Source organism: Gardnerella sp. DNF00747, from assembly GCF_049262675.1.
In the GTDB taxonomy this organism is placed as follows: Bacteria; Actinomycetota; Actinomycetes; order Actinomycetales; family Bifidobacteriaceae; genus Bifidobacterium; species Bifidobacterium swidsinskii.
On the sequence record NZ_CP058394.1, the window covers coordinates 20893 to 41895 of the forward strand.

Annotated in this window: 18 protein-coding genes and 2 tRNA genes; 13 read left to right on the plus strand and 7 right to left on the minus strand. The window is 41.7% G+C overall.

Going from position 1 to position 21003, the window contains the following annotated elements; translation table 11 throughout:
• Positions 1-218: 218 nt before the first annotated feature.
• Together HXT32_RS00085 and HXT32_RS00090 are read right to left on the minus strand one after the other, a co-directional pair.
• The gene (locus tag HXT32_RS00085; RefSeq protein ID WP_004109532.1) at positions 219-1325 is read right to left on the minus strand and encodes a class E sortase; all 1107 of its coding nucleotides are present in this window, start codon (positions 1323-1325) and stop codon (positions 219-221) included.
• A gap of 45 nt (positions 1326-1370) precedes the next feature.
• The gene (locus HXT32_RS00090; protein WP_004109529.1) at positions 1371-2126 is read right to left on the minus strand and encodes a DUF881 domain-containing protein; all 756 of its coding nucleotides are present in this window, start codon (positions 2124-2126) and stop codon (positions 1371-1373) included.
• Between the two features lie 77 nt (positions 2127-2203).
• Between HXT32_RS00090 and crgA the strand changes: the two genes are divergently transcribed.
• Positions 2204-2596 carry a cell division protein CrgA gene (gene crgA, locus HXT32_RS00095; protein WP_004109527.1) on the plus strand — a complete coding sequence of 131 codons (393 nt, stop codon included), beginning with the start codon at positions 2204-2206 and terminating at the stop codon, positions 2594-2596.
• Positions 2597-2659: 63 nt separating this feature from the next.
• Here the strand turns inward: crgA and HXT32_RS00100 are convergent, their stop codons facing one another.
• Together HXT32_RS00100 and HXT32_RS00105 are read right to left on the minus strand one after the other, a co-directional pair.
• Complete coding sequence (locus HXT32_RS00100; RefSeq protein ID WP_102155569.1) at positions 2660-3973, minus strand: THUMP-like domain-containing protein; 1314 nt, start codon at positions 3971-3973, stop codon at positions 2660-2662.
• A 256-nt stretch (positions 3974-4229) separates the two neighbouring features.
• Positions 4230-4934: a rhomboid family intramembrane serine protease gene (locus HXT32_RS00105; protein ID WP_004106124.1), complete on the minus strand. Its 705-nt coding sequence runs from the start codon at positions 4932-4934 to the stop codon at positions 4230-4232.
• 161 nt (positions 4935-5095) lie between these two features.
• Here HXT32_RS00105 and HXT32_RS00110 point away from each other — a divergent pair, with 161 nt between their 5' ends.
• On the plus strand, positions 5096-5305 hold the full coding sequence (locus HXT32_RS00110) for a hypothetical protein (RefSeq protein ID WP_004106126.1): 210 nt from the start codon (positions 5096-5098) through the stop codon (positions 5303-5305).
• A 200-nt stretch (positions 5306-5505) separates the two neighbouring features.
• Here HXT32_RS00110 and HXT32_RS00115 read toward each other — a convergent pair whose 3' ends face one another.
• Positions 5506-7995: a glycogen/starch/alpha-glucan phosphorylase gene (locus HXT32_RS00115; RefSeq protein ID WP_012913689.1), complete on the minus strand. Its 2490-nt coding sequence runs from the start codon at positions 7993-7995 to the stop codon at positions 5506-5508.
• Between the two features lie 236 nt (positions 7996-8231).
• Here HXT32_RS00115 and HXT32_RS00120 point away from each other — a divergent pair, with 236 nt between their 5' ends.
• The gene (locus tag HXT32_RS00120; RefSeq protein ID WP_004109512.1) at positions 8232-8648 is read left to right on the plus strand and encodes a sterol carrier family protein; all 417 of its coding nucleotides are present in this window, start codon (positions 8232-8234) and stop codon (positions 8646-8648) included.
• A gap of 117 nt (positions 8649-8765) precedes the next feature.
• Here the strand turns inward: HXT32_RS00120 and HXT32_RS00125 are convergent, their stop codons facing one another.
• Entirely contained in the window at positions 8766-9146 is a 381-nt protein-coding gene (locus HXT32_RS00125; protein WP_004109509.1) for a DUF3073 domain-containing protein, read from the minus strand.
• A 145-nt stretch (positions 9147-9291) separates the two neighbouring features.
• Here HXT32_RS00125 and trpS point away from each other — a divergent pair, with 145 nt between their 5' ends.
• Positions 9292-10383: a tryptophan--tRNA ligase gene (trpS, locus tag HXT32_RS00130; protein ID WP_004109506.1), complete on the plus strand. Its 1092-nt coding sequence runs from the start codon at positions 9292-9294 to the stop codon at positions 10381-10383.
• Between the two features lie 98 nt (positions 10384-10481).
• Here the strand turns inward: trpS and HXT32_RS00135 are convergent, their stop codons facing one another.
• Complete coding sequence (locus HXT32_RS00135; protein ID WP_012913688.1) at positions 10482-12203, minus strand: threonine/serine ThrE exporter family protein; 1722 nt, start codon at positions 12201-12203, stop codon at positions 10482-10484.
• 206 nt (positions 12204-12409) lie between these two features.
• On the opposite strand from HXT32_RS00135, the gene HXT32_RS00140 reads away from it, so the two are divergent.
• The 9 genes from HXT32_RS00140 to HXT32_RS00180 all read left to right on the plus strand — a co-directional run bounded on the left by HXT32_RS00140 (position 12410) and on the right by HXT32_RS00180 (position 20693).
• Positions 12410-15166, plus strand: a complete 2757-nt coding sequence (locus tag HXT32_RS00140) for a phosphoenolpyruvate carboxylase (RefSeq protein WP_012913687.1) — start codon at positions 12410-12412, stop codon at positions 15164-15166.
• Positions 15167-15394: 228 nt separating this feature from the next.
• The gene (locus HXT32_RS00145) at positions 15395-16054 is read left to right on the plus strand and encodes a carbonic anhydrase (RefSeq protein WP_064621678.1); all 660 of its coding nucleotides are present in this window, start codon (positions 15395-15397) and stop codon (positions 16052-16054) included.
• A gap of 55 nt (positions 16055-16109) precedes the next feature.
• Positions 16110-17204, plus strand: coding sequence for a permease (locus HXT32_RS00150; protein ID WP_422118965.1), 1095 nt, complete (start codon positions 16110-16112; stop codon positions 17202-17204).
• Positions 17201-17971, plus strand: a complete 771-nt coding sequence (locus tag HXT32_RS00155; RefSeq protein ID WP_004109484.1) for a TIGR03943 family putative permease subunit — start codon at positions 17201-17203, stop codon at positions 17969-17971. Before HXT32_RS00150 ends, HXT32_RS00155 begins: the two co-directional genes overlap by 4 nt.
• Before the next feature lie 76 nt (positions 17972-18047).
• Entirely contained in the window at positions 18048-19343 is a 1296-nt protein-coding gene (locus HXT32_RS00160) for a hemolysin family protein (RefSeq protein ID WP_012913683.1), read from the plus strand.
• A 57-nt stretch (positions 19344-19400) separates the two neighbouring features.
• Positions 19401-19880 (plus strand): Dps family protein, encoded by a 480-nt coding sequence (locus HXT32_RS00165; protein ID WP_012913682.1) that lies wholly within the window; start codon positions 19401-19403, stop codon positions 19878-19880.
• 126 nt (positions 19881-20006) lie between these two features.
• Positions 20007-20080: transfer RNA gene (locus tag HXT32_RS00170), tRNA-Ile, on the plus strand.
• 27 nt (positions 20081-20107) lie between these two features.
• Positions 20108-20180 (plus strand) — tRNA-Ala (locus HXT32_RS00175).
• A gap of 309 nt (positions 20181-20489) precedes the next feature.
• The gene (locus HXT32_RS00180; protein WP_012913681.1) at positions 20490-20693 is read left to right on the plus strand and encodes a hypothetical protein; all 204 of its coding nucleotides are present in this window, start codon (positions 20490-20492) and stop codon (positions 20691-20693) included.
• The last annotated feature ends 310 nt before the right edge of the window (positions 20694-21003 follow it).

Consider the following 21003-nt stretch of genomic DNA (forward strand, 5'->3'; position numbering starts at 1 on the left):
AGTATGTGATAAAACGAAAAAATAGCTGTTTAAGATATGTTTGTTTATTTAGACATAGTTTTACAGCAATGCGTTATTTTATGTGTTTCTATAGGCTTTTATTTTATTAATATAAACAAAAGGCGACTGCGCTTCATACGCAATCGCCTTAAATGTTTTTATTTTGTAAGTTTTAAAGCAATCGTAAGAATATTTAAAACTTACTACTTAACCCGTTATCATACAGTTGTTGAGTAATTAGACATCTGCTGAAGGAATGGAATTGTAGATGCGCCCCAAGGGAAAATCCACTGGAATAATGCTAATACAATGAAGAAATAAATCAGAATCGAAAGAATCCAACGAATCGCTGTAATACCTGGTTGTATGCGCAAAAGACCGCCAAAAATGCTTGCATCAGGCTTTTTCTTTAATCCAGAATGAATAGCGCGAAGTTCTGGCCATTGCCAAGCAATTGCTCCTGCTACGAAAATCATCATATACACTAATAAAACAACCACCATAACTGGCACTAGTGAAGAAAGACGAGAAACTAGAGATTGTTGCTCATTGTTAATAAACTTCACTTTTCCTTGCTCATCAATAGTAGAAAGTTCTTTTGGAATGCCATCGCTAATCTTTGCCCAATAAGCGAATTTTGCGTAGCTAATCCAGCGATGAGTTGCAGCAGTATACTTAGGTTCGCACGTTGTAAGAGTAAGCATACGTTTTGTTGGTTTCTCACCAGGATGATCAGGATTTGCATCAATAACTTCACCGTGATCTGGTGTAACAATCTTGTAAGAAGTGTACTTATAGACGAACCAATAATCCTTTGTGCGAACTACTATTGCGTCGCCAGGCTTCAGTAAGTCTACATCTCCCAATGGCTGACCATAACCATTTCGGTGACCTGCTACTGCAAAATTACCTATTGCACCAGGCATTTGTGTGGTTGGATAATGACCTAAACCACGCTTGCTTAAGATGTCTGGCGTAATGCCTTCTACAACATTTCGTTCCCACTGATTTCCAAAACGTGGTATGTATAAACGAGCTACAAGGTCTTCAGACTTTGGTTTGCTTAAAGCAGGTGGGTCAGTATTCTGTGGTAAAGCAATCTTCGTTTTATCACCAGTTTTTGGGTTTTGCCAAGATATTGCTTGACGTGCCTCTACTTGAGTGTGCTCAGCCTGCTCTCCAGTCCACCACATTTGCCATGCAATGTACAATGCGCAAATAACTGCAAAAGCTATCAACAGTTCGCCAATAATTCCAGCGGCTTGCCACCAGAAATTCGAGCTGCTACGCTTCGTTTTTCCTTCCTGCATATTAGCAGATTGCATAGTGTGCTACTCCTTTATTGATGTATGAAGACTTTGCAACATATTTTATTTGTTTAGCACTTTAGGAACTGTTGCGTACCTTAATGGTTGCAACAAAGCCGATGCTTCAGGGAATCGCAGATTATTCTTTTTCTCCACTTTCCATCCTAATCCAAACGAACTTACATACTCCTTGTAGGTGTGTATGGCTGGTGAATTGTTTAGAGCATCAACCATGCTATCCATTGGACCAATAGCAGATATTTTATACGGTGGCGAGTACTGATGACCTTGCAACATAAGAACGTTACCAATACAAACAACTGCGGAGTTAAATAATACTCGCTGATCCTGAATAGTTATTGCTTCTGCTCCGCCGCGCCACAAAGCATTTACTACAGCTTCAATATCTTGCTGGTGGATTACGTAATCATTAATGGTTCCGGATGTTCCGGAACCATTAACTGCGCCTTTCCATAGAGGAGAGTCGTTAAGAGTTACAACAATTCCAGGTCCTTCAAGTTTTGGAAGTACGGTACTACTTCCAGTATCAGAAGATTCTTTTCCTTCACTAGTGCTGCTACCAAGCGTTTTATTAAGTAAATTAATTTTAGAATCTAAAGATTTTATATCTTCTCGTAAATTTTTTGTGCGCTGTGAATTTCTTTCAACCATTTGACTCGTATTAGAAGTCACAAAAGCAGAGCGGTTTACGCGCAAGTTAAGAACGAATAAATAGCCGGTAAGAAATACTGCAACGGCAACAGCAAAACTGCTTAACAGCGAGTGTTGAGCACGATGTTTCCCAGTTCTCTTAGCCATATTTTATCTTCATCCTTCACGCGTTCGAGTGTAACCACTATTATAGCGTGTAGCCGATTGATTGGAGAGTTACAGTTATGGCTGATGAAGAATTGCACACGACTGCAGCTGACGACGCTGCAAAGAAGAGCGATACGTCAAATGAGAATACTTATGGCGTTCCTATGGACGAAGTTGAAGCAGTGTTGAATGCTACTGCGGATAAAGCAGCGCTTTCTCCACAGATTCAGCAAATGATGCAGAGACAAGCTGAAAATAGGCGACGTGTCGAAGAAAGCATTAAAGGCACAAAAGCTAATGCTGCATGGTTTGTGCCGCTGTTCTGCACATTAATGGTCGTTGGATTAATTTGGGCTGTTGTTTATTATTTGAACCCTGTGCTTCCAATTCCTGGAATTGGTGCATGGAATTTAGTTATTGCATTAGTAATAGTAATGACTGGATTCATTATGACAATGTGGTGGCGTTAGTCTGTAAAACAAACTGCTTAATATGTTTTAAAAGTAGTTATGCAAATATTGCGTAGCTACTTTTTATTTTGTTGCTGCTGCGGCGCGAATAAGTATATGATTTTTATTGCTATCAGTTGTTGCAATAATTCTTGTATTTCCGCCATCTTGTAAGTTTAATTTTTTGCGCAATGCTTCTACAGGTATTGGAAAGTTACGAGTAACAATATTTGCATGAGTAATATCAGCAAAAGTTTGTTTTATTTCTCGTTTATTCATGCTGCATATATTTTCAATTTTCCATATTTTTCCTGGAAATTCTGAGTAGTATTCTTCCGATACGTAAACATGACTATTCGCACTGATTTGTTGTATATTGTATTGAGTTTCTAACAATGAAAAACAGCCAGCTTTCATGATTGCTGCATTTGGCTCATAAACGTATTGCGACCATTCTTGCCAGTTATTTATATCTAAAATTTTATCTTTTTTATTATTTTCTTCTCTATTATTTAAAACATTTGACCCAGGCTGTATTGATACCTGATTTGTTGAAGTATTGTAAGTTGCTTGTACAACAGTTATCTGATCATCGTTTGCGCAATATACTGGTACTTTTGTGTGCTGAGAGTTGCTGAGTATTATCAATAGTTCCTTGCACTCGTTACTATGTGCGACTATATGTACGGCTTCTACATTGCCACTAAAATCGCTAACTGTTTTGTGCCAATCAAGCATTGGAGAAAGTTTAATAATCACTATTTCTGCTTTAGTGAGCAATTGATTTTTAAGATCTAATACGTTTGGAGTGCAATCTTCAATAGCGTATGTGCGAGATCCTTGTTTGTTACGACGAGCTGGATCGACGTATATTATCGTTGACTTAGGAATATTTTTGAGTGCATCAAGGCTATTGTTGTTGTAGCATTTTACGTTTGTAATACCAAGTGCATTCATATTGTGATGTGCAATGCTAGAAAGTTCGTTTTGCTGTTCAATACAAATAGCAGAATCGAAAACTTCAGACATTATTGCGCAATCAACGCCAAAGCCGCCAGTAAGATCCACAAGTGTGCTACTAAAATTTTCTGAATTTAATTTGTTGAGTAATTCTTTTGCAACATTTGCTTTGTATTGTGCTGTTGATTGAGAAGAACACTGTTCCATAGAAATATGCGCAGGGTATATAACTTCGTTGCAGGAAGCCCATTTCGGTAGTTTTTGTTGCGCAATCTGTCTACCTGCTATTTGGTTAATTGCAAAAGGTATGTCGATATTTGCGTTGCGTGGTGCTTTAAGAGCAGCTTTGCTTGGTGACAATTGTGCGTTTTCTTTAATAAAAGTGAGTGTAGAAGCGTTTGCTGGTTCGATTGTTTTTGGAACTTGAAGTGTAGGCATGAATCTCATTCCTTGTTGAGGTGTAGAAAATTTTAGAGCAAGTAAAGGTTAAAATTATGTAGTCGATAGTTTAGTCCACAAAAAACTTAAATTGTGGATAACTCTTATACACTTGTGCACAGGTTTGAAAAAGGCAAGTTATCAACGTTTGTGATTAACTATGTGGATAACTTATATAGTTGTCACCAATTTAGGCACAACTTATACACAATCCTGTGCACATTGGTGGAAAACTACACACGTGTAATTTAACAAATTATGCCTTCAAACAAAACATTGCACAAGCAGTGAGAATAGCAAATAGTGATACAAAATATACTAAGAAACGCGTATTAAACGAAGCTTTTTTAAGTAGCGGATTTTGTACTCCGAGCAATGCTGCAATTGCAGTACCTGAAATTAAGCCTCCAACGTGTGATTGCCAAGCGATATTAGGTACAATAATTGGCATAGCGAGAGTAATAGCAATCCAAATAATTGTTCCTCGCATGTTTTCTCCTAGTCGCCATTGTGCTACGAGAAGTGCACCTATAAGCCCCATAATAGCTCCCGAAGCACCGTATGAAGCAACGAACCAATTATTAGTGAGTTTGCACCATACGATATCAGCTACGCTTCCGCCAAAGCCGGATATTAAATACAATCCAAAAAACTTCCATTTACCGAAGAATCGTTCTAATTCAACTCCGAGCGACCAAAGACATAGCATATTGAAGAAAATATGGGTTAAATTTGGTGCGTGAACAAACATTGATGTGAACCAAGTCCAAGGTGTTTGTAACGCAGTAATTGGAAGAAACGCAGTATAGCTTATTAGAGTCGAATAATAATTTGGATATGCAAAGTTTAGTACCATTTCCAATATCCAAATAAAAATGCATGAATATACTAAAATGGCTGTGGTTGTGTTAAAACGAAGTCTTATATTATTTAAAATATTTTTAATATCAAAGTTGTGCATATGCTTATGATATCGGTTTTACTTCACAAATTTAATCAATAACATTATTTAAAAAAGATGCAACTCTGAAGAAAAGCAACTATGATAGTTATTACGCGACAAAAAGCGGTATAGATTGTTGACTTGGACGAGCAGGTCAGCTTAACCGGAAAGGAGCCATCATGGAGAACAGATCCTCTGGCGGTTGGAAGTTCTTTGCACTGCTCTTCGGAGCACTGCTCGCAGGTATTGCTGCGTTGTATGTGTACAAGCAGCATAATCCTGATTATGACCCTTGGGAGGAACCATGGGAGAACAGTTCTTCGCCAATTGACCTAGGGTTAGAAAAAGAAGAGAAAGAAGCTAACGATACTCCTGCCGCTGAGGCATAAGTGACATTTGCTTTATACAGTCCAAAATAAAGGCGATTGCGTATATTCGTAGTCGCCTTTATTTGTAATTACTAAAGAATTGTTGCAAACAAAAGCGTTTGTCTTACATGCAATTTAACTAAAATCTACACAAAAAGGCGGAAACTGATTAACAGCCTCCGCCTTTTATTTTCTATGTATTGCTATTGGAGAATACTCAATTACTCAGCAACAGGTGTTGGAAGAGCACCAGTGTGCCAAATGCGATCGAGGTAATCTTCGATAGAGCGGTCAGAAGAGAAGTAACCAGAGTTGGCTACGTTCAAGACTGCCATGCGAGCCCACTTCATTGGATCGCGGTAAGTTTCCTCAATCTGAGCCTGAATATCCATATAAGAGCTGAAGTCAGCCATTGCCATGAAGTAATCATGGGTAAGCCAATCGTTAACGAGTGGCTCATACACGCTCTTGTCGCCGTTGGAGAAGGTGCCGTCAGCAACCATATCCACAGCAGTCTTCAAGCGAGGATCAGATTCATAGTACTTACGGGAGCCGCCGTGATCATAGCCTTCAGCGTAGAGCTTCTCAACCTCGTCAACGGTCATGCCGAAGAGGAAGAAGTTCTCAGCACCAACGCGCTCGCGAATCTCAACATTTGCACCATCGAGAGTACCAACAGTCAAAGCACCGTTCAAAGCGAACTTCATGTTACCAGTGCCAGAAGCTTCCTTACCAGCTTGAGAAATCTGCTCATCCAAATCGGTTGCAGGAATCAAGTTCATAGCAAGTTCAATGTTGTAGTTTGGTGGGAAGAACACTGCGAGCTTGCCCTTGCAAGCTGGGTCGTTGTTCACAACGCGAGCAACATTGTTGATGAGCTGAATCGTAAGCTTTGCCATAGCATAGCCTGGAGCAGACTTAGCGCCGAAGAACACGGTGCGTGGAAGCATCTTGTCTACGTCGATTGTGCCATTCTTGATTCCAGCGTATGTGGAGATAACCTGGAGGATCTTCATGGACTGGCGCTTGTACTCGTGCAAACGCTTAACAATGGTGTTGAACATTGTGTCTGGGTTGATCTCAAAGCCATACTTCTGCTTTGCGAAATCAACGAAGGCAAGCTTGTTCTGCTTCTTAACTTCAGCAAACTTCTTAACGAACGCCTTGTCGTCAGCCAATGGCTTCAAGCCTTCGAGAAGCTCCAAATTACCCTGCCATGCGTCTGTGCCCAAGCCCTCAGTAATAAGAGCAGACATGCGTGGGTTGCTCAAGCGCACGAAACGACGAGGAGTTACGCCGTTAGTAACGTTCTTGAACTTATCTGGGTAAACGCTGGAGAAGTCCTTCAAAGTGACATCCTTCAACAACTCAGAGTGAAGTTCAGCAACACCGTTAACGTAAGAACCGCCGTAGGTAGCCAAGTAAGCCATGCGAACTACAGCACCTTCGCCATTTTCGTCAGCGTCGGTAGCGATGCGCATGCGCTCAACCTGATCCTCAGCAACGCCCTTACCGCGAAGCTCGTTGCGGAACTGCTCGCTAATGCCCTGAATGATTTCAAGGTGGCGTGGCAACAGTTCGCCAATAAGCTTGGCTGGCCAAACTTCCAAAGCTTCTGGAAGCAAGGTGTGGCAAGTGTAGTTGAAGGTCTTGGTGGTGATACCCCAAGCGGTGTTCCAATCGTAGCCGTACTCGTCCATAAGAACGCGCATAAGCTCTGGAATGCCGATAACTGGGTGAGTGTCGTTCAACTGGAAGTTAATCTTGCTTGGGAAGGTAGTGAGATCCGGCTTATCCTGACCTGGGTAGAATACGCGGATTGCATCATGAATAGAAGCAGCTACGAAGAAGTACTGCTGCTCAAGACGCAAAGCCTTACCTTCTGGAGTGGAATCTTCTGGGTAAAGAATCTTAGAAATGTTTTCTGCTGCAACCTGTGGCTTTACAGCATCCAAGTACTCGGACTTGTTGAAGGTGAGCAAATCAAACTCATCGTAAGACTTAGCGGTCCACAAACGAAGAGTATTTACGCGACCAGAATTATAACCTGGAACCATGTAGTCAACTGGTACTGCGCGAACAGACCAAGCTGGCTTCCAAACGCGCTTGCCGTTTTCCTCTACAACTTCACCACCGAAGTTGACGCGCTGGTCACGACCATAATCAATGTGACCCCATGGCTCTTCGTTGCTAAGCCAGTAATCAGGTGTTTCAACCTGCTTACCTTCTTCATCAAAGCGCTGCTTGAAGATGCCGTAACGATACTGGATGCCGTAGCCAAATGCTGGAACGCCAATAGAGGCGAGTGAATCGATGAAGCAGGCTGCGAGACGACCCAAACCGCCGTTACCTAAACCTGGTTCATACTCGGCATCGATAACAGCTTTTGGATCGAAGCCAAGCTTAGTAACAGCCTTATTGAATTGGTCAGTAAGACCAGCGTTCAACAAAGCGTTCTCAAGCTGCTTACCCATCAAGAACTCTGCGCTCAAATAGCCCACAGCCTTGGTGTTGCCATTAACCATGTCATGCTGAGTCTGCATCCAAGAGTCCATCAAGTGACGACGAACTGCGGTAGCAGCGGCAACATACACATCTGCCGTAGTGGCCTGCTCTGGCGTTACACCCTGGGTGTACTTGAGGTGCTCTTGAAGTTCTTTGGCAAATGCCGTCGCAGTAGTTTTGGCTTTCGGCGCGACGTGTTTAGTCATATTTGACTCCTTGTGCCGTTTGATATATTTCCTAAAAGTGTGCAGCCTAAAACTTTGTGTTTAGGCAATTAAACCATCACCATTTTGCAGATAACTTTTGAAGATAACTACAAGAGGCATGTGAATGCACACGATAACCCCAAGAATACCACAACCTAATCCCTTTAAATATTTGTATATAACGTCTTAATACAAATATATTGCTGAAAGTAGGTTGTTTAGAAGATAATAAAAATATGTCAGTAATACTTGAACGAGATATAAAACGAGGACAATGTGCTTGGCAATTCTGGCGTGAATCTGCTATTAAAGCACTTGGCAATGGCATAGAAGCCATGCAAATAAATAGTAATATTTTAAATATCTCTTTAAACGACGAAGCTTTAGCGGTTAGATATTCGCTATATCTTCTTGAGAATAAAGTGCCTGGGTGCGCAGTAGAAGTAAGGGTTGCGCCTTTTGGTGCAGTAAAAATTTTGGAAGGACCAGCTTCGGATCCGCATAATCTCACACCGCCAGATGTTATTGAACTTGAGCCTAAAGTATGGCTTAGATTAGCGAGTGGTGTTACTAAATGGCATCAGGAACAGGACTTTGGCAACATAAGTGCAATTGGCGAGCGTGATGATTTAAGCGATATTTTGCCGCTGTAAGTTGACTTTATTGTAGCTTAATTGCGTATTTACAGCGTGTATTTACAAATATCCTGGGCAAACAGTATTTCGAATGCCCAGGATACGTAAATAAAATAATTTTAATAAATTTAATTTTTAATTGTCGTGTTTGTGTATGAAGTTTGGAATTGGCATAGGGATATGATGATGCGCTGGCGTGTGCGCTCCCGAGTTTGTAGAAGAGTTTTCGCTGCTAACGGCTTTTGCAGCTGCTTCCGCAGCCCACTTGGCATACTCGTCTAAATCATCTTCGTTTGAAGCATCAACGACATCATTTTCTTGATCTGTGTCATTCTCTTCTGGAAGATATGTATCTTCCTCATAGCTTTCGCTCGACGCAAATGGATCGAAGGATCCTTGTCCGGGTTCGCTGGAATTAAGTTCCTTAGCAAGCTCGTCATAATCCGTATCGGTCGTCAGGTATTTGAGCTTACGGGCAATTTTCTGTTGCTTTGCCTTCTGTCGTCCGCGGCCCATCTGACCCCCTCTAAAAATTAAGTAACAATCAGTTCATCACACAAGAGCGTACCACTTAACCGCAACCGAGTATATTGTCTGTGTAAACTTTTACCATAAAAGCCATATTTTCAGCGTAAAAATACGCACAATTAAGGAGCCTAAAATGCCGGAAGAAGCACAGGTTACAGCTGCTGGTAATGAGATGAGCGCAAGCTTCCTTGCAGCGCGTAAACGTTCAGATGCAACGCTTGAAAAGTTACAAGCTAGCCCTTCGTCTTTTACTATGCTTACTGGAGATCGCCCAACTGGTCGTTTGCATTTAGGACATTATTTTGGATCTATTCGTGAGCGTGTTGCAATGCAGCAGCGCGGAGTAAAAACCAATATTATTATTGCAGATTATCAAGTAATTACTGATCGTGACACCACTGAGCATATTGAAGATAATGTTTTGAATTTAGTGCTGGATTATATGGCTGCCGGAATTGATCCTGAAAAAACAATGATATTTACTCATTCCGCAGTTCCTGCAGCAAATCAGCTTATGTTGCCTTTCCTTTCGCTTGTTACAGAAGCAGAATTACACAGGAATCCTACTGTAAAGTCGGAAATGGAATCATCTGGACATGCTTTAACCGGATTGCTTCTTACGTACCCAGTGCACCAAGCTTGCGATATTTTGTTCTGCAAAGCTAATGTTGTGCCGATTGGTAAAGATAATTTGCCGCACGTTGAAATCACTCGTACAATTGCGCGTCGTTTTAATGAGAGATACGCAAAAAAGAATCCAGTGTTCCCAGAGCCAGCAGCAATTTTGTCTGATGCTCCTGAAATTCCAGGATTGGACGGACGAAAGATGAGCAAATCTTACGGTAACTCGATTATGCTCGGGGCTACTGCCGAAGAAACTGCCAAATTAATTAAGAAGAGTCCAACTGATTCTGAGAGGATGATTACTTTTGATCCAGTAACTCGTCCGCAAGTTTCTGCACTTCTTACTACTGCAGGTTTAGTTACAGGTAGGGATCCTAAAGAGATTGCTGAAGAAATTGGTAACGCTGGTGCTGGCGCATTGAAAGCTTACGTAATTGAAAATGTAAATAATTTCTTGGCACCTCACCGTGAGCGTCGTGCAGAACTTGCAAAAGATATGGATACTGTTCGAGACATTTTGCATGATGGCAATAAGCGTGCAAATGCTATTGCAGAAGAAACGCTTTCCCAAGTGCGAGATGCTATGGGAATGAAGTATTAATTAAATTTCAATAAGTAAATTAATAAAAAATAAAGCCGCTCGCAAGAAAACTTGTAAGCGGCTTTTTGTTAAAAATTAACGAACTGAAACTTAGAACATCACACGTCGTAACGCCAGCTTTTATCTGTAATAACGCGTGCTACAGCAAGACCAATAGGTAAGCAAATAATTACCATGAAAGCGCGGAAAGTCCAGTCTAACGCTGGAAGCGTGTGAAATTGACCAAGATAAAACATTGCGCGATACATATAAAGTCCAGGAACCATAATTACGATAGATGGAACCGTAAGACCTATTCGTGGATAACCCAAATATTGAGGCGCTAATCCGTGACGAACGATAGTTCTCCAAGCAGAAGCTAGCAAACCTGCCAATAAAGCACCGCTGAAAGCTGCAATTTCGGCAGCAACTCCAAAATCTGTCATAGTTAAACGCAATGTGTCAGTAATAGCGCCAATAACGCCAGCAACTAAGCACATTCGTTGTGGAGAATTAAATAGAACTGAGAAGCCCCATACTCCGGCAAAAGCTGTAATAAGTCGAAGAACTGCGTTAAGCCAAGGATTTAATCCGAGAGGAGGGAAGCCTTGAGGATTGAGATGTACAAGGCTTGCAACTGTCCATCCCGCAAGAGTTCCCATCAAAATAATAGCCATTGTGTAACAAAGTCGTTGAATTCCTGAAGGGAAATCAATTTTTGCAATATCTAAACCGCCTGTAATAAGAGGGAATCCAGGAATAACAAACAACACTGAGCCAATATATGCAGTTGTGTGATTGAGTGCGCTAGGGTCAAAGAAGCCAATAAGACGCAAAGCCCCAATGCATGATAGTGCACCTATTGCAACAGCTACGAATGTAACTACAAACTGGTTTAGATGCTTCATAAACATTCTGCGACGAATATAGTGACCGATTCCTGCTCCAATAAAAGCACCAATCATGTCGTAAATGCCGCCGCCAAGCAAGAACGCAAAGGATGCGCAAGCAACTGCCGAAGCAAGACCAGCAAACCACGGTTTGTATAGTGGTTTCCTATTTTTAATCAAATCAAGACGGTCATGTACTTCTCTAACCGTAAGAGGATGATTATTTTTAGGCTCGCCATTACTACTGGATGTGTTTACGTGTGAAAAATGTTCAGCATAAGCACTTTCTGGCTGTAATGCAAAAATGCCGCGTGGTTTTTCTTTTTTTATAGCTTCTTGCAACGCTTTCTTTTTTGCAATTTTAGTAGCATTTTCTTCAGACTGCTTAGCTGTTTGTACAATGGTATGTTCGTCGTCACTCGCTTGCAATGTGTCAACTAATTCCTTAGAAACAGCAGCTTTAGAGTGATATAAAGAATTGTTTCCAAGCTTGACGTTAAACCAATCTGCAAAATGTTCTAGAAGCCAAATACGCTCAGTGTTAACACCTGTGGTTGGAAGATCTACAACCTCAGTAATTCGCTCATGCTTATCAGTGCAAGTTGCCTCAATATCTGTGAGATTCACGTCTGCACGCACGTGTACGCCCATCGGTTCGCCGATTCTGTGCATAAGCTCGCGAACTCGGTAGCTTCCTGTGCCTGCTCCTAAGCCGAGTGCACCGACGCGAATAATAATACTCGATTTTGCAGCAATTCCTGCTTGTGTAACTGGCTTATCCCAATCTCGCTCAACATCGTCCATATCGAGTGGAATAGCATGAGTATGAAAACGCCCAGAAGGTTTTCCGACTATATGACCAGTCGAAAGAATTTCAGGCTTATCGCAATCGCAGTTGTTGATGCTGTTGTCGTATTCATTATTCTCAATATTATTCTCTGCTGTACTCACAATTTTTTAGTATACGCAACCCCGTTGCCGAGTTATATTTTGTTGATGAATCAGCATTCTTTACTACGTCCGGTGGTAGTTTCACAATTAACTTGGTATCTCGCTGGAAACAAGGCTGTGGGCTTGCAACTTCTGACCTACATAACCGCGGAGGAGCTGCGGAAGTCAGACGACCAAGCAACCTTAGTCTGGCGTAAGGAGGTCTGATGGCAACAGAAAATCAGCAGGTTACTCCGGCAGACGCAACTATTGTTACGTCTGGCTTAGGGCGAAAAGGCCCAGAGGAGCGTGACCTTCCAGCATCACTTAAGCAAGACATGGATTTGTGCTTGCATATTCTTCGCGATGTTCTTGGCGAATTCGATGAAAAATTATTAGCAGTATTCGACGATGTGCGTTTGAATGCTGTAGAAGCTAGTGCGGCTCATTTTGCGCAAATGGTAGACGCAAAAGTAACTGCAGATGATGGCTTAAGTAAAGCTGTTAGCAAGCTCAACGGAATGAATTTGCACGATACGCAGCTTTTAGCTCGTGCTTTCGCAACATATTTCCACTTGGCAAATTTGTGCGAGGAAAATTATCGTGTTTCTGTACTTCATCAGCGTGAATGTGAAGTTGAAGATTCATTGCCTGTTGATCCAGTTAACGAACTAACTTGTGCTTATCACAAGTTGCTCACTGAAATGAGCCCTGCTGAAGCGAAAGAATTGCTTGCAAAGCTTGAGTTTCATCCTGTATTTACCGCGCACCCAACCGAAGCTCGTCGTAAAGCCGTTGCAGGTAAGATTCGCAGAATTTCGCAATTACTAAGCGAACATCATCGTTTAGGCGGATCTGATAAGCGCGAAAATTATCGACGTCTCTATAACGAAATTGATGCGCTTCTTCGCACTTCTCCGATTGCTTTGAAGAAGCCAACTCCAGTTGAAGAATCTGACACCATTCTCGACATTTTTGACGCCACTTTGTTTGACACGATTCCAGTCGTGTATCGTCGATTTGACGATTGGCTGCTTGGTAAGAAGGCTGGATTAGTTCCTCCGCGTTGCCCTGCATTCTTCCATCCAGGAAGCTGGATTGGTTCAGATCGAGATGGCAATCCTAATGTGACAGCTAAAGTGAGCCGTCAAGTCGCTCGAAAGTTTAGCGATCACGTGCTAGCAGCTTTGGAGAATCGCACGCGCGAAGTTGGCAAGTGCTTAACTATGGAAACTCGCACAACTCCTCCAAGCGTGGAGTTGCTTGAGTTGTGGAATCGTCAGCGCGAAATGAGCGAACAGCTTACAGAAAACGCTTCAGACGTTTCTAATAGTGAGCCACATCGTGCAGTAATGTTGGTAATGGCTGACCGTTTGCATCGCACTATTAGCCGCGATACGGATTTGATGTATCATTCTTGCGAAGATTTCATTGAGGATTTGCAAATTGTGCAACGCTCTTTGGCAGAAGGCGGAGATCCTCGTGCTGCATATGGTCCTTTGCAGGATTTGATTTGGCAAGCGCAAACCTTTGGATTCCACATGGTTGAAATGGAATTCCGTCAGCATTCTCTCGTGCATTCTCGCGCTTTGGAAGATATTCGCGAACATGGATTGCATGGCGAACGCGGTCCGCTTCAGCCAATGACTCGTGAAGTACTCGATACGTTCCGCGCTTTGGGAGCAATTCAAAAGCGCAACGGTATGCGCGCTGCTCGACGTTATATTATTTCCTTCGCAAAGTCTGCTCAGCATGTACGTGACGTATTTGAGCTAAATCGTCTTGCTTTCGCTCACCCACAGGATGCGCCAACAATCGACGTCATTCCGCTGTTTGAGCAGTTGGAAGATTTGCAAAACTCTGTAAATGTGCTTGAGGAGATCATTAAAATTCCTGAAGTGCAAGCTCGTCTTAAGGCTACTGGCCGCAAAATGGAAGTTATGCTTGGCTACTCGGATTCTTCCAAGGATGCTGGTCCTACTTCCGCAACGCTTGCTTTGCATTCTGCTCAGGAGCGCATTGCTAAGTGGGCTAAGAAGCACGATATTGATTTGACACTGTTCCACGGCCGCGGCGGTGCTGTTGGTCGCGGTGGCGGTCCTGCAAACCGTGCAGTGCTTGCTCAGCCAGTTGGTTCCGTCAACTGCCGCTTCAAGCTTACTGAGCAGGGCGAGGTTATTTTCGCACGATATGGCAATCCAATTCTTGCTATTCGTCACGTTGAATCCGTTGCTTCTGCAACTTTGCTTCAGTCTTCGCCAAGTGTTGAGAAAACTAACACTGATATGACGAAGAAGTATGCGGATATGGCTGCAAAACTTGATGTTGCAGCTCATGAGCGTTTCCTTGATTTGCTGCAAACGGATGACTTTACTCCATGGTTCTCTACGGTTACGCCGCTTAGTGAGATTGGTTTGCTTCCAATCGGTTCTCGCCCAGCTAAGCGCGGTTTGGGTGCGAAGTCGTTGGATGATTTGCGCACAATCCCGTGGGTGTTCTCCTGGGCTCAGGCTCGCATTAACTTAGCAGCATGGTACGGATTGGGTACTGCTTGCGAAAAGTTTGGCGATTTGGAAACTTTGCGTCGCGCTTACGAAGAGTGGCCGCTGTTTAGTACTTTTATTGACAATATTGAGATGTCTTTGGCTAAAACGGATGAGCGTATTGCTCGCATGTACTTAAGCCTTGGAGATCGCGAAGATTTGAGTGATAAAGTACTTTCAGAAATGCAGCTTACTCGCAAGTGGGTTTTGCAAATTGTTGACGACAAGTGGCCTTTGCAACATCGTCACGTGCTCGGTCAGGCAATTCGCGTGCGCTCGCCTTATGTTGACGCGCTATCTGTAATCCAGTCGCTTGCATTGCACAAGCTTCGCAACAAGGTAGACAAAGAAGAGCTTAGCGAAAGCCAGCAGGCAGAGTTCATCTACCTTATTCTTTGCACTGTTTCTGGTGTTGCTGCAGGCTTGCAGAATACTGGATGATTTTATAAGTTTATATGATTAAGAAAAGCCTTCGTACTGCTTTATTAGCTGTGCGTTGGCTTTTCTTTTTATAATCATATTTTATAAATTTTGTTAGCTTTTATAGCATATTTTCTATTTAACACAGTAACGATAGAATATGTTTTATAAGTCGAAGTGTTTTTCAAAATTTGTTGATAGCTTGTATTTGTCACCTTTGCGCAAGCGCATCAATACAAGGAGGTAATAATGCACGAGACAGTCAAAGAAGATCTTTTAAAAGAAGATTCACTTTTGGCTACATCTGTGTGGAGCGCGATGCTAGCTGGTAATCGTAAGTTTGCAGAAGGCTCATTAAATTGCCATGGACTTAGTGAAGAAACGAGATTATCTCTTATTGAAGGTCAGCATCCTGGAGCTGTTGTTCTTTCCTGTGCTGACTCGCGCGTGGCTCCAGAATTTGTGTTTGGTGCCGGTTTAGGTGATATTTTTTCTGTTCGCACTGCAGGCGAAGTGCTTGATGATGCTGTAATTGCATCTTTAGAATACGCTGTAAGCGATTTGGGAGTAAAAGTGCTTGTTGTTCTTGGACACGAGCATTGCGGTGCTGTACAAGCCGTTTTGCCGAATGTGCAAAAGCTGGTTTCTAAATACGGCGAAGATGAAGCAAACGAAATAATTGAGTCTAGCGAGTCAATATTGCTTCGTTCTTTAGGACCGGCTGCGCTCGCGGGTATTGAAGAAGACTTGAGCACGGACGATATTGAGCGCATTCACGTGTCTAATATGTTGACTGAAATTTGCGACAAATCTCAAATTATTCGTGAAGCCGCTTTTAACGATAACCTTATGCTAGTTGGCGCTAGGTATAGAATGAGTGATGGTTTAGTAGAGGTTCTTTCATGCTAAGTAGCATGTAGTCGCATTTTTAACAGAATTATTAATACGTTGTTAGGTTACAGATATGAATCAATCATCTAAAGATACGCTTGATGCAAATTCTGCAAATTCCACTAATTCTGCGAACTATCTTTTCTTGCTTGTCGGAGCTCCTTTAGTAGCTTTTATTATTGCAGCTGCTCCTGCTTTACAAGGGCAACATCCTTGGTTTCTCGTTGATACAACAATTCGAGGTGTTTCCGGATTGTTGCTACAAGCTATACCTTTTACGCTCATAGGTGTGCTTGTTTCTGCTGCAGTAGAAACTTGGGTAACTGCTGATTTTATTGAGAAACATGTTCCAAAATCTACAGCAAATGGTTTCTTGGCTGCCATATTAGCCGGCGTCTGTATGCCGGTTTGTGATTGTGTAGTCGTTCCAACGTTTTCTCGTTTAGTTGCAAGAAAACTACCATTGCCGTGCGCCATAACTTTTCTATGTGCAGTTCCTGTTGTAAATCCAGTATCTGTATTGGCAACATTTTATGCGTTTTCTGACGCTCCAGCTGTTGCTATTATGCGTATTGCTCTAGGTGTTGGTATTGCATTATTAGTTGGATTAAGTTTTGTTATATTCCCTTCGAAAACCAATATTTTGCGTAAGAAAATTTTAGTAGAAAGCGAATCTTCTTTACATTGTTCTTGCGAATTGAATAACGAAAGTAATCTCACAAAAAATAATATTGAAAAGCATAGTATTTCTGCGCAAATTCGCAAATATGTGCAGCATATACATCAGGATTTAATAAAATTAATTCCAATTATTGTATGTGGAACTATAGTTGCTTCTGTAATTCGCGCATGGCTCGGAGCTGATCCTGCTTCTCGCGTGCAAGTGAGTAATGTTTTCATTGCTATTCCTGTAATGATGGCTATTGCGTACGCAAGCTCTCTATGCTCCAGCTCAGATGCTGTAATTGCAAGAAGTTTAGCAACATCATTGCCTATGTCGTCGGTGCTAGTATTTCTGCTGTTTGGTCCTATGCTTGATTTAAAGAATACGCTTATGCTCGTTGAGGATTGCCGTGGTAAATTTGTGTGGCGCTTAACATTAACTATTGCTTTTGCGTGCTTCCTAGCGTCATTATTAGCTCACTGGGCTTGGGGGTTCATCGCATGAAAAAGCAAAAATGTGTTGAGCATAATGCTTGTAAAAAAATCACTTTAGCTCAATTGGTAGAAGCTATTTTATTGCTATTTTTTGCAGTCATAATTGCGGAAGTTACTTTAAGCGGTAGATATACGCTTTTTACTACGCCTAGAGCATATTATTATTTGTTAATTACTGCTATTTTGCTATTTATTTTGTCTATATGTGCTGCGATTGGATGGTTTTCTGTTTCTTCGCGCGATGTTTGGCGTATGTTTGTAGCTTTCGTTGTTCCTGCGCTACTTATTATTGTTCCTTTGCGTTACGCTCAAAATATTAGTGTAGATGGATTCGACCAGTATGCTGGCGGTCGTGCTATTGCTATTCGTAGCCAAAATTATCCTTTGCCAGGATTGTATGAAAAATCTCATGAGATAACAGTTGATGATGATGATTTCGGCTCCTGGTATGACGAAATCGATCATAATGCTGCAAAATATGATGGATATGCGATTACTCTTACAGGTTTTGTCAGCAGAGATTCTACGTTGAATGCAAATCAATTTAGGGTATCTCGTCAGCTTATGTCATGCTGTATTCTCGACATGTCTCCGTTTGGATTAGTTGCCGAAAAATCAAATATTGGCGAAATTCAAGATCATGAATGGGTGCGTGTTCGTGCACGCGTTTCTAGAGGCAATATTGGCATTCCTGGATATCAGCATCCTGGAGTTGTGCTGCACGTTATATCAATGCAAACAGCTCAAGCTCCAACTGGATATTTTTATCGCCCATAAATAATTTATCTTCGTTAATGGTGATAATTATTTTAGAATTGTTGATATCGCATAGAAGTAAACTAAGATAACAAGTATGGCGATTGGTTTTAATATTCTACTCATTATGATTTTTTTGCTATTTGGTTCCGTATTTGCGGCAACCGAATTAGCTTTAGTGAGCTTGAGAAGTTCGCAAATTGATCGCATGGAATTGCAGGATGCGCGTGGCGCTAGAGTTGCAAAAATTGCCCGCGACCCTAACACTTTTCTATCTGCTCTACAAATTGGAGTAACTCTTTCTGGCTTTCTTTCTGCATCGTTTGGTGAGTCTGCTTTAGCTCCGTATGTTGTGCCGGTTGTATGTTCATGGGGTGTTTCTTCGCACGTTGCTGGCCCACTTACAACAATCTTTCTAACTCTTGTTATTTCTTACTGTTCTATTGTTATTTCTGAATTAGTTCCAAAACGTATTGCTATGCAGCGTGCTGAGCAGATTGCGCGAGCGGTTGTGCCGGCGGTTGATGTTTTCTCAAAGATTTGCAAGCCTTTAATTTGGCTTATTGGAAAGAATACTAACGGTTTTGTGCGCATTCTTGGCTTTGATCCTAATGAGAAGGAAAGCGAAGTTTCTGACGAAGAATTGCGTGTTCTTGTCAATAGCAATAAACGTTTAAGTCAGGATGAGCGTACTATTTTGGATGATGTGTTTGATGCGTCTGAAACTATTGTTGCTGAAGTAATGCGTCCTCGTGCTGATGTTGAGTTTTTGGATGGTTCATTGAGCCTTGAAGAAGCTGCCGCGAAAATTCGTGAGCTTCCGTATTCTCGCTACCCTGTTATTGGCAAAGATTTTGATGATGTTATAGGTTTTGTGCATGTTCGTGATTTGCTAGATGTGCGTGATCCAAATGCAAAAACTGTTGCAGATGTAACTCGCGAAGGAATTAGTCTTCCTGGAACTTCCAAACTATTGCCGAGCCTGGAACTTCTTCGTAAACGTGGTATTCATTTGGCTGTTGTCATCGATGAATATGGTGGAACTGACGGTATTGTTACGCTTGAGGACATGACAGAAGAGCTAGTTGGAGATATTCGCGATGAATATGATTTGCCTGGTGAAACTGAGCAAAATAATGTGAATAAAACAACTGCTTTTGTAAATGGTGTTGCAAAAATTGATGGCGGTATGACCATTGAAGATTTTGCTGACATTACCGGCATTGAGCTTGAGGACGGTCCGTATGAGACTGTTGCAGGCTACTTTTTAGCGCATACTGGTTCAATGGGAAGTGTTGGAGCTGTTTTGCATGATGCGGATGGTTACGATATGACTGTGACTGCGGTTGATGGTAGGCGTATTGCGACGATTGAAGTGCGTCGCCGCGCGTAGTTTAAGCCATAGCAGTAGAATAATAACGGTATTAACAAACCTAAGGAAGGATAGAACATGGCTTTGTTGCATATTTTGCCAGGTCTCGACGAAGCGGCCAGTGAAAAGGCTGTTGCCATTTTACAGAATCGTTTAAGCCACGAGCAGGAAGCTGCTTTGGTGCTCAAGCATGCGCATTGGAATGTTACTGGTCCAGATTTTATTGCAGTGCACGAAATGCTTGATCCACAGGTTGCTGAAGTTTTGGCGCAGGCGGATGAAACTGCTGAGCGAATTGCAACTTTGGGCGGCTCTCCACTTGGCCGCGCAGACGATGTTGTTGCTGCTCGCACATGGAAGCGTTTTGCTTTGACTGGTCGCAAGTCTACAAAGGAGTATTTGCAAGCGCTTATTGAGTACTATAACGATATGATTGCAGACGATCGCAAGGCTATCGCGGAACTTGATGAGCTTGATTTAGTTAGCTCAAATATTATTCAAGATCATGTTCAACAGTTGGAAAAGTTCCAGTGGTTCATGCGTAGCCATCTTGATTAATTATTCTCTGTTTAATTTTTTTGATTCAAACCGCAACACGCTGTTTTCTTTTTATGGCGTGTTGCGGTTTGACATTTTCTGTGTCTGTGCTAATGTAACTACTTGTATGTTTTAGGCATACGAGTTGGGCCCGTAGCTCAGGTGGTTAGAGCGCATCCCTGATAAGGATGAGGTCGGAGGTTCAAGTCCTCCCGGGCCCACGATAGAATGACATCATTCTTTCGAATGGGGCTATGGCGCAGCTGGTAGCGCATCTGCTTTGCAAGCAGAGGGTCAGGAGTTCGAGTCTCCTTAGCTCCACGAACAGGGTTCTGATTGATTTTTCAATCAGAACTTTTTGTTTATCAATTTCTTTCTTGTCGCGTGCCCATTCAATTTTTGGGGAATAACCCAATTTTTTACTGATTACCCCTAATAAAATTAGGGTGACACCCTGATATTTGTCAGTGTTGTAAAAAATATAAAAATGTTTAAATAGTTGAATCTCTTCCCAGAGATTGCGGCATATATTTTGCTGTGGAACTATACACAATATATTGTTAACTTGAAAGGTATTAAAGAGAGATGAAAACCATAAAGGTTTTCATTTTAGACGGAAGGATGTAAAAAATGATTTATAAGATAAAACAAAATATTGCTGATATTTCTGCTGGCGTAGTTTCTTTATTAGTAGCTTCATTTGTTAAAGGTCAAGGTTGGAATATTCAAAATATTATGATTTGGCTTGCAACATTCGTAGCAACATATATCACACTACGTCTATTATTTATGCTTTTCAAAATTGTAAGAACTCTTTTCACTAAAGAACAGTAAATTTTAGGGTTATAGGCCGAATCTATGGCAAATAAATTGGCCTATAACCTAAATTTTAAAAAGATATGAAGCATAAACTTATTAATTTAATAATTCAAATAGTACAATTAGTAATTGTTGGAACTCATTATGGTGCTTTTTTGGAAGCATAATATTTACATGAGAATGCTTCTCATCAAGGCCTATTGGTATACTAATCACATATAAATAAACATGAATATCTTTACGCCGTGTATTGAGCGCAGCTAAATCAAATCTGCTCTCAATGGGTTAACAAGGCGTGAAATCGTGTGTTGGCAGCGTCTTAAGC

What these genes read in the sequence shown, in the direction of transcription:
- HXT32_RS00155 (WP_004109484.1), top strand. Translation starts at nt 17,201, where the DNA reads ATGAAAAAGCAAAAATGTGTTGAGCATAATGCTTGTAAAAAAATCACT.
- HXT32_RS00180 (WP_012913681.1), top strand. Translation starts at nt 20,490, where the DNA reads ATGATTTATAAGATAAAACAAAATATTGCTGATATTTCTGCTGGCGTA.
- HXT32_RS00085 (WP_004109532.1), bottom strand. Translation starts at nt 1,325, where the DNA reads ATGCAATCTGCTAATATGCAGGAAGGAAAAACGAAGCGTAGCAGCTCG.
- HXT32_RS00145 (WP_064621678.1), top strand. Translation starts at nt 15,395, where the DNA reads ATGCACGAGACAGTCAAAGAAGATCTTTTAAAAGAAGATTCACTTTTG.
- HXT32_RS00165 (WP_012913682.1), top strand. Translation starts at nt 19,401, where the DNA reads ATGGCTTTGTTGCATATTTTGCCAGGTCTCGACGAAGCGGCCAGTGAA.
- crgA (WP_004109527.1), top strand. Translation starts at nt 2,204, where the DNA reads ATGGCTGATGAAGAATTGCACACGACTGCAGCTGACGACGCTGCAAAG.
- HXT32_RS00100 (WP_102155569.1), bottom strand. Translation starts at nt 3,973, where the DNA reads ATGCCTACACTTCAAGTTCCAAAAACAATCGAACCAGCAAACGCTTCT.
- HXT32_RS00150 (WP_422118965.1), top strand. Translation starts at nt 16,110, where the DNA reads ATGAATCAATCATCTAAAGATACGCTTGATGCAAATTCTGCAAATTCC.
- HXT32_RS00120 (WP_004109512.1), top strand. Translation starts at nt 8,232, where the DNA reads ATGTCAGTAATACTTGAACGAGATATAAAACGAGGACAATGTGCTTGG.
- HXT32_RS00105 (WP_004106124.1), bottom strand. Translation starts at nt 4,934, where the DNA reads ATGCACAACTTTGATATTAAAAATATTTTAAATAATATAAGACTTCGT.
- HXT32_RS00140 (WP_012913687.1), top strand. Translation starts at nt 12,410, where the DNA reads ATGGCAACAGAAAATCAGCAGGTTACTCCGGCAGACGCAACTATTGTT.
- HXT32_RS00090 (WP_004109529.1), bottom strand. Translation starts at nt 2,126, where the DNA reads ATGGCTAAGAGAACTGGGAAACATCGTGCTCAACACTCGCTGTTAAGC.
- HXT32_RS00115 (WP_012913689.1), bottom strand. Translation starts at nt 7,995, where the DNA reads ATGACTAAACACGTCGCGCCGAAAGCCAAAACTACTGCGACGGCATTT.
- trpS (WP_004109506.1), top strand. Translation starts at nt 9,292, where the DNA reads ATGCCGGAAGAAGCACAGGTTACAGCTGCTGGTAATGAGATGAGCGCA.
- HXT32_RS00110 (WP_004106126.1), top strand. Translation starts at nt 5,096, where the DNA reads ATGGAGAACAGATCCTCTGGCGGTTGGAAGTTCTTTGCACTGCTCTTC.
- HXT32_RS00160 (WP_012913683.1), top strand. Translation starts at nt 18,048, where the DNA reads ATGGCGATTGGTTTTAATATTCTACTCATTATGATTTTTTTGCTATTT.
- HXT32_RS00125 (WP_004109509.1), bottom strand. Translation starts at nt 9,146, where the DNA reads ATGGGCCGCGGACGACAGAAGGCAAAGCAACAGAAAATTGCCCGTAAG.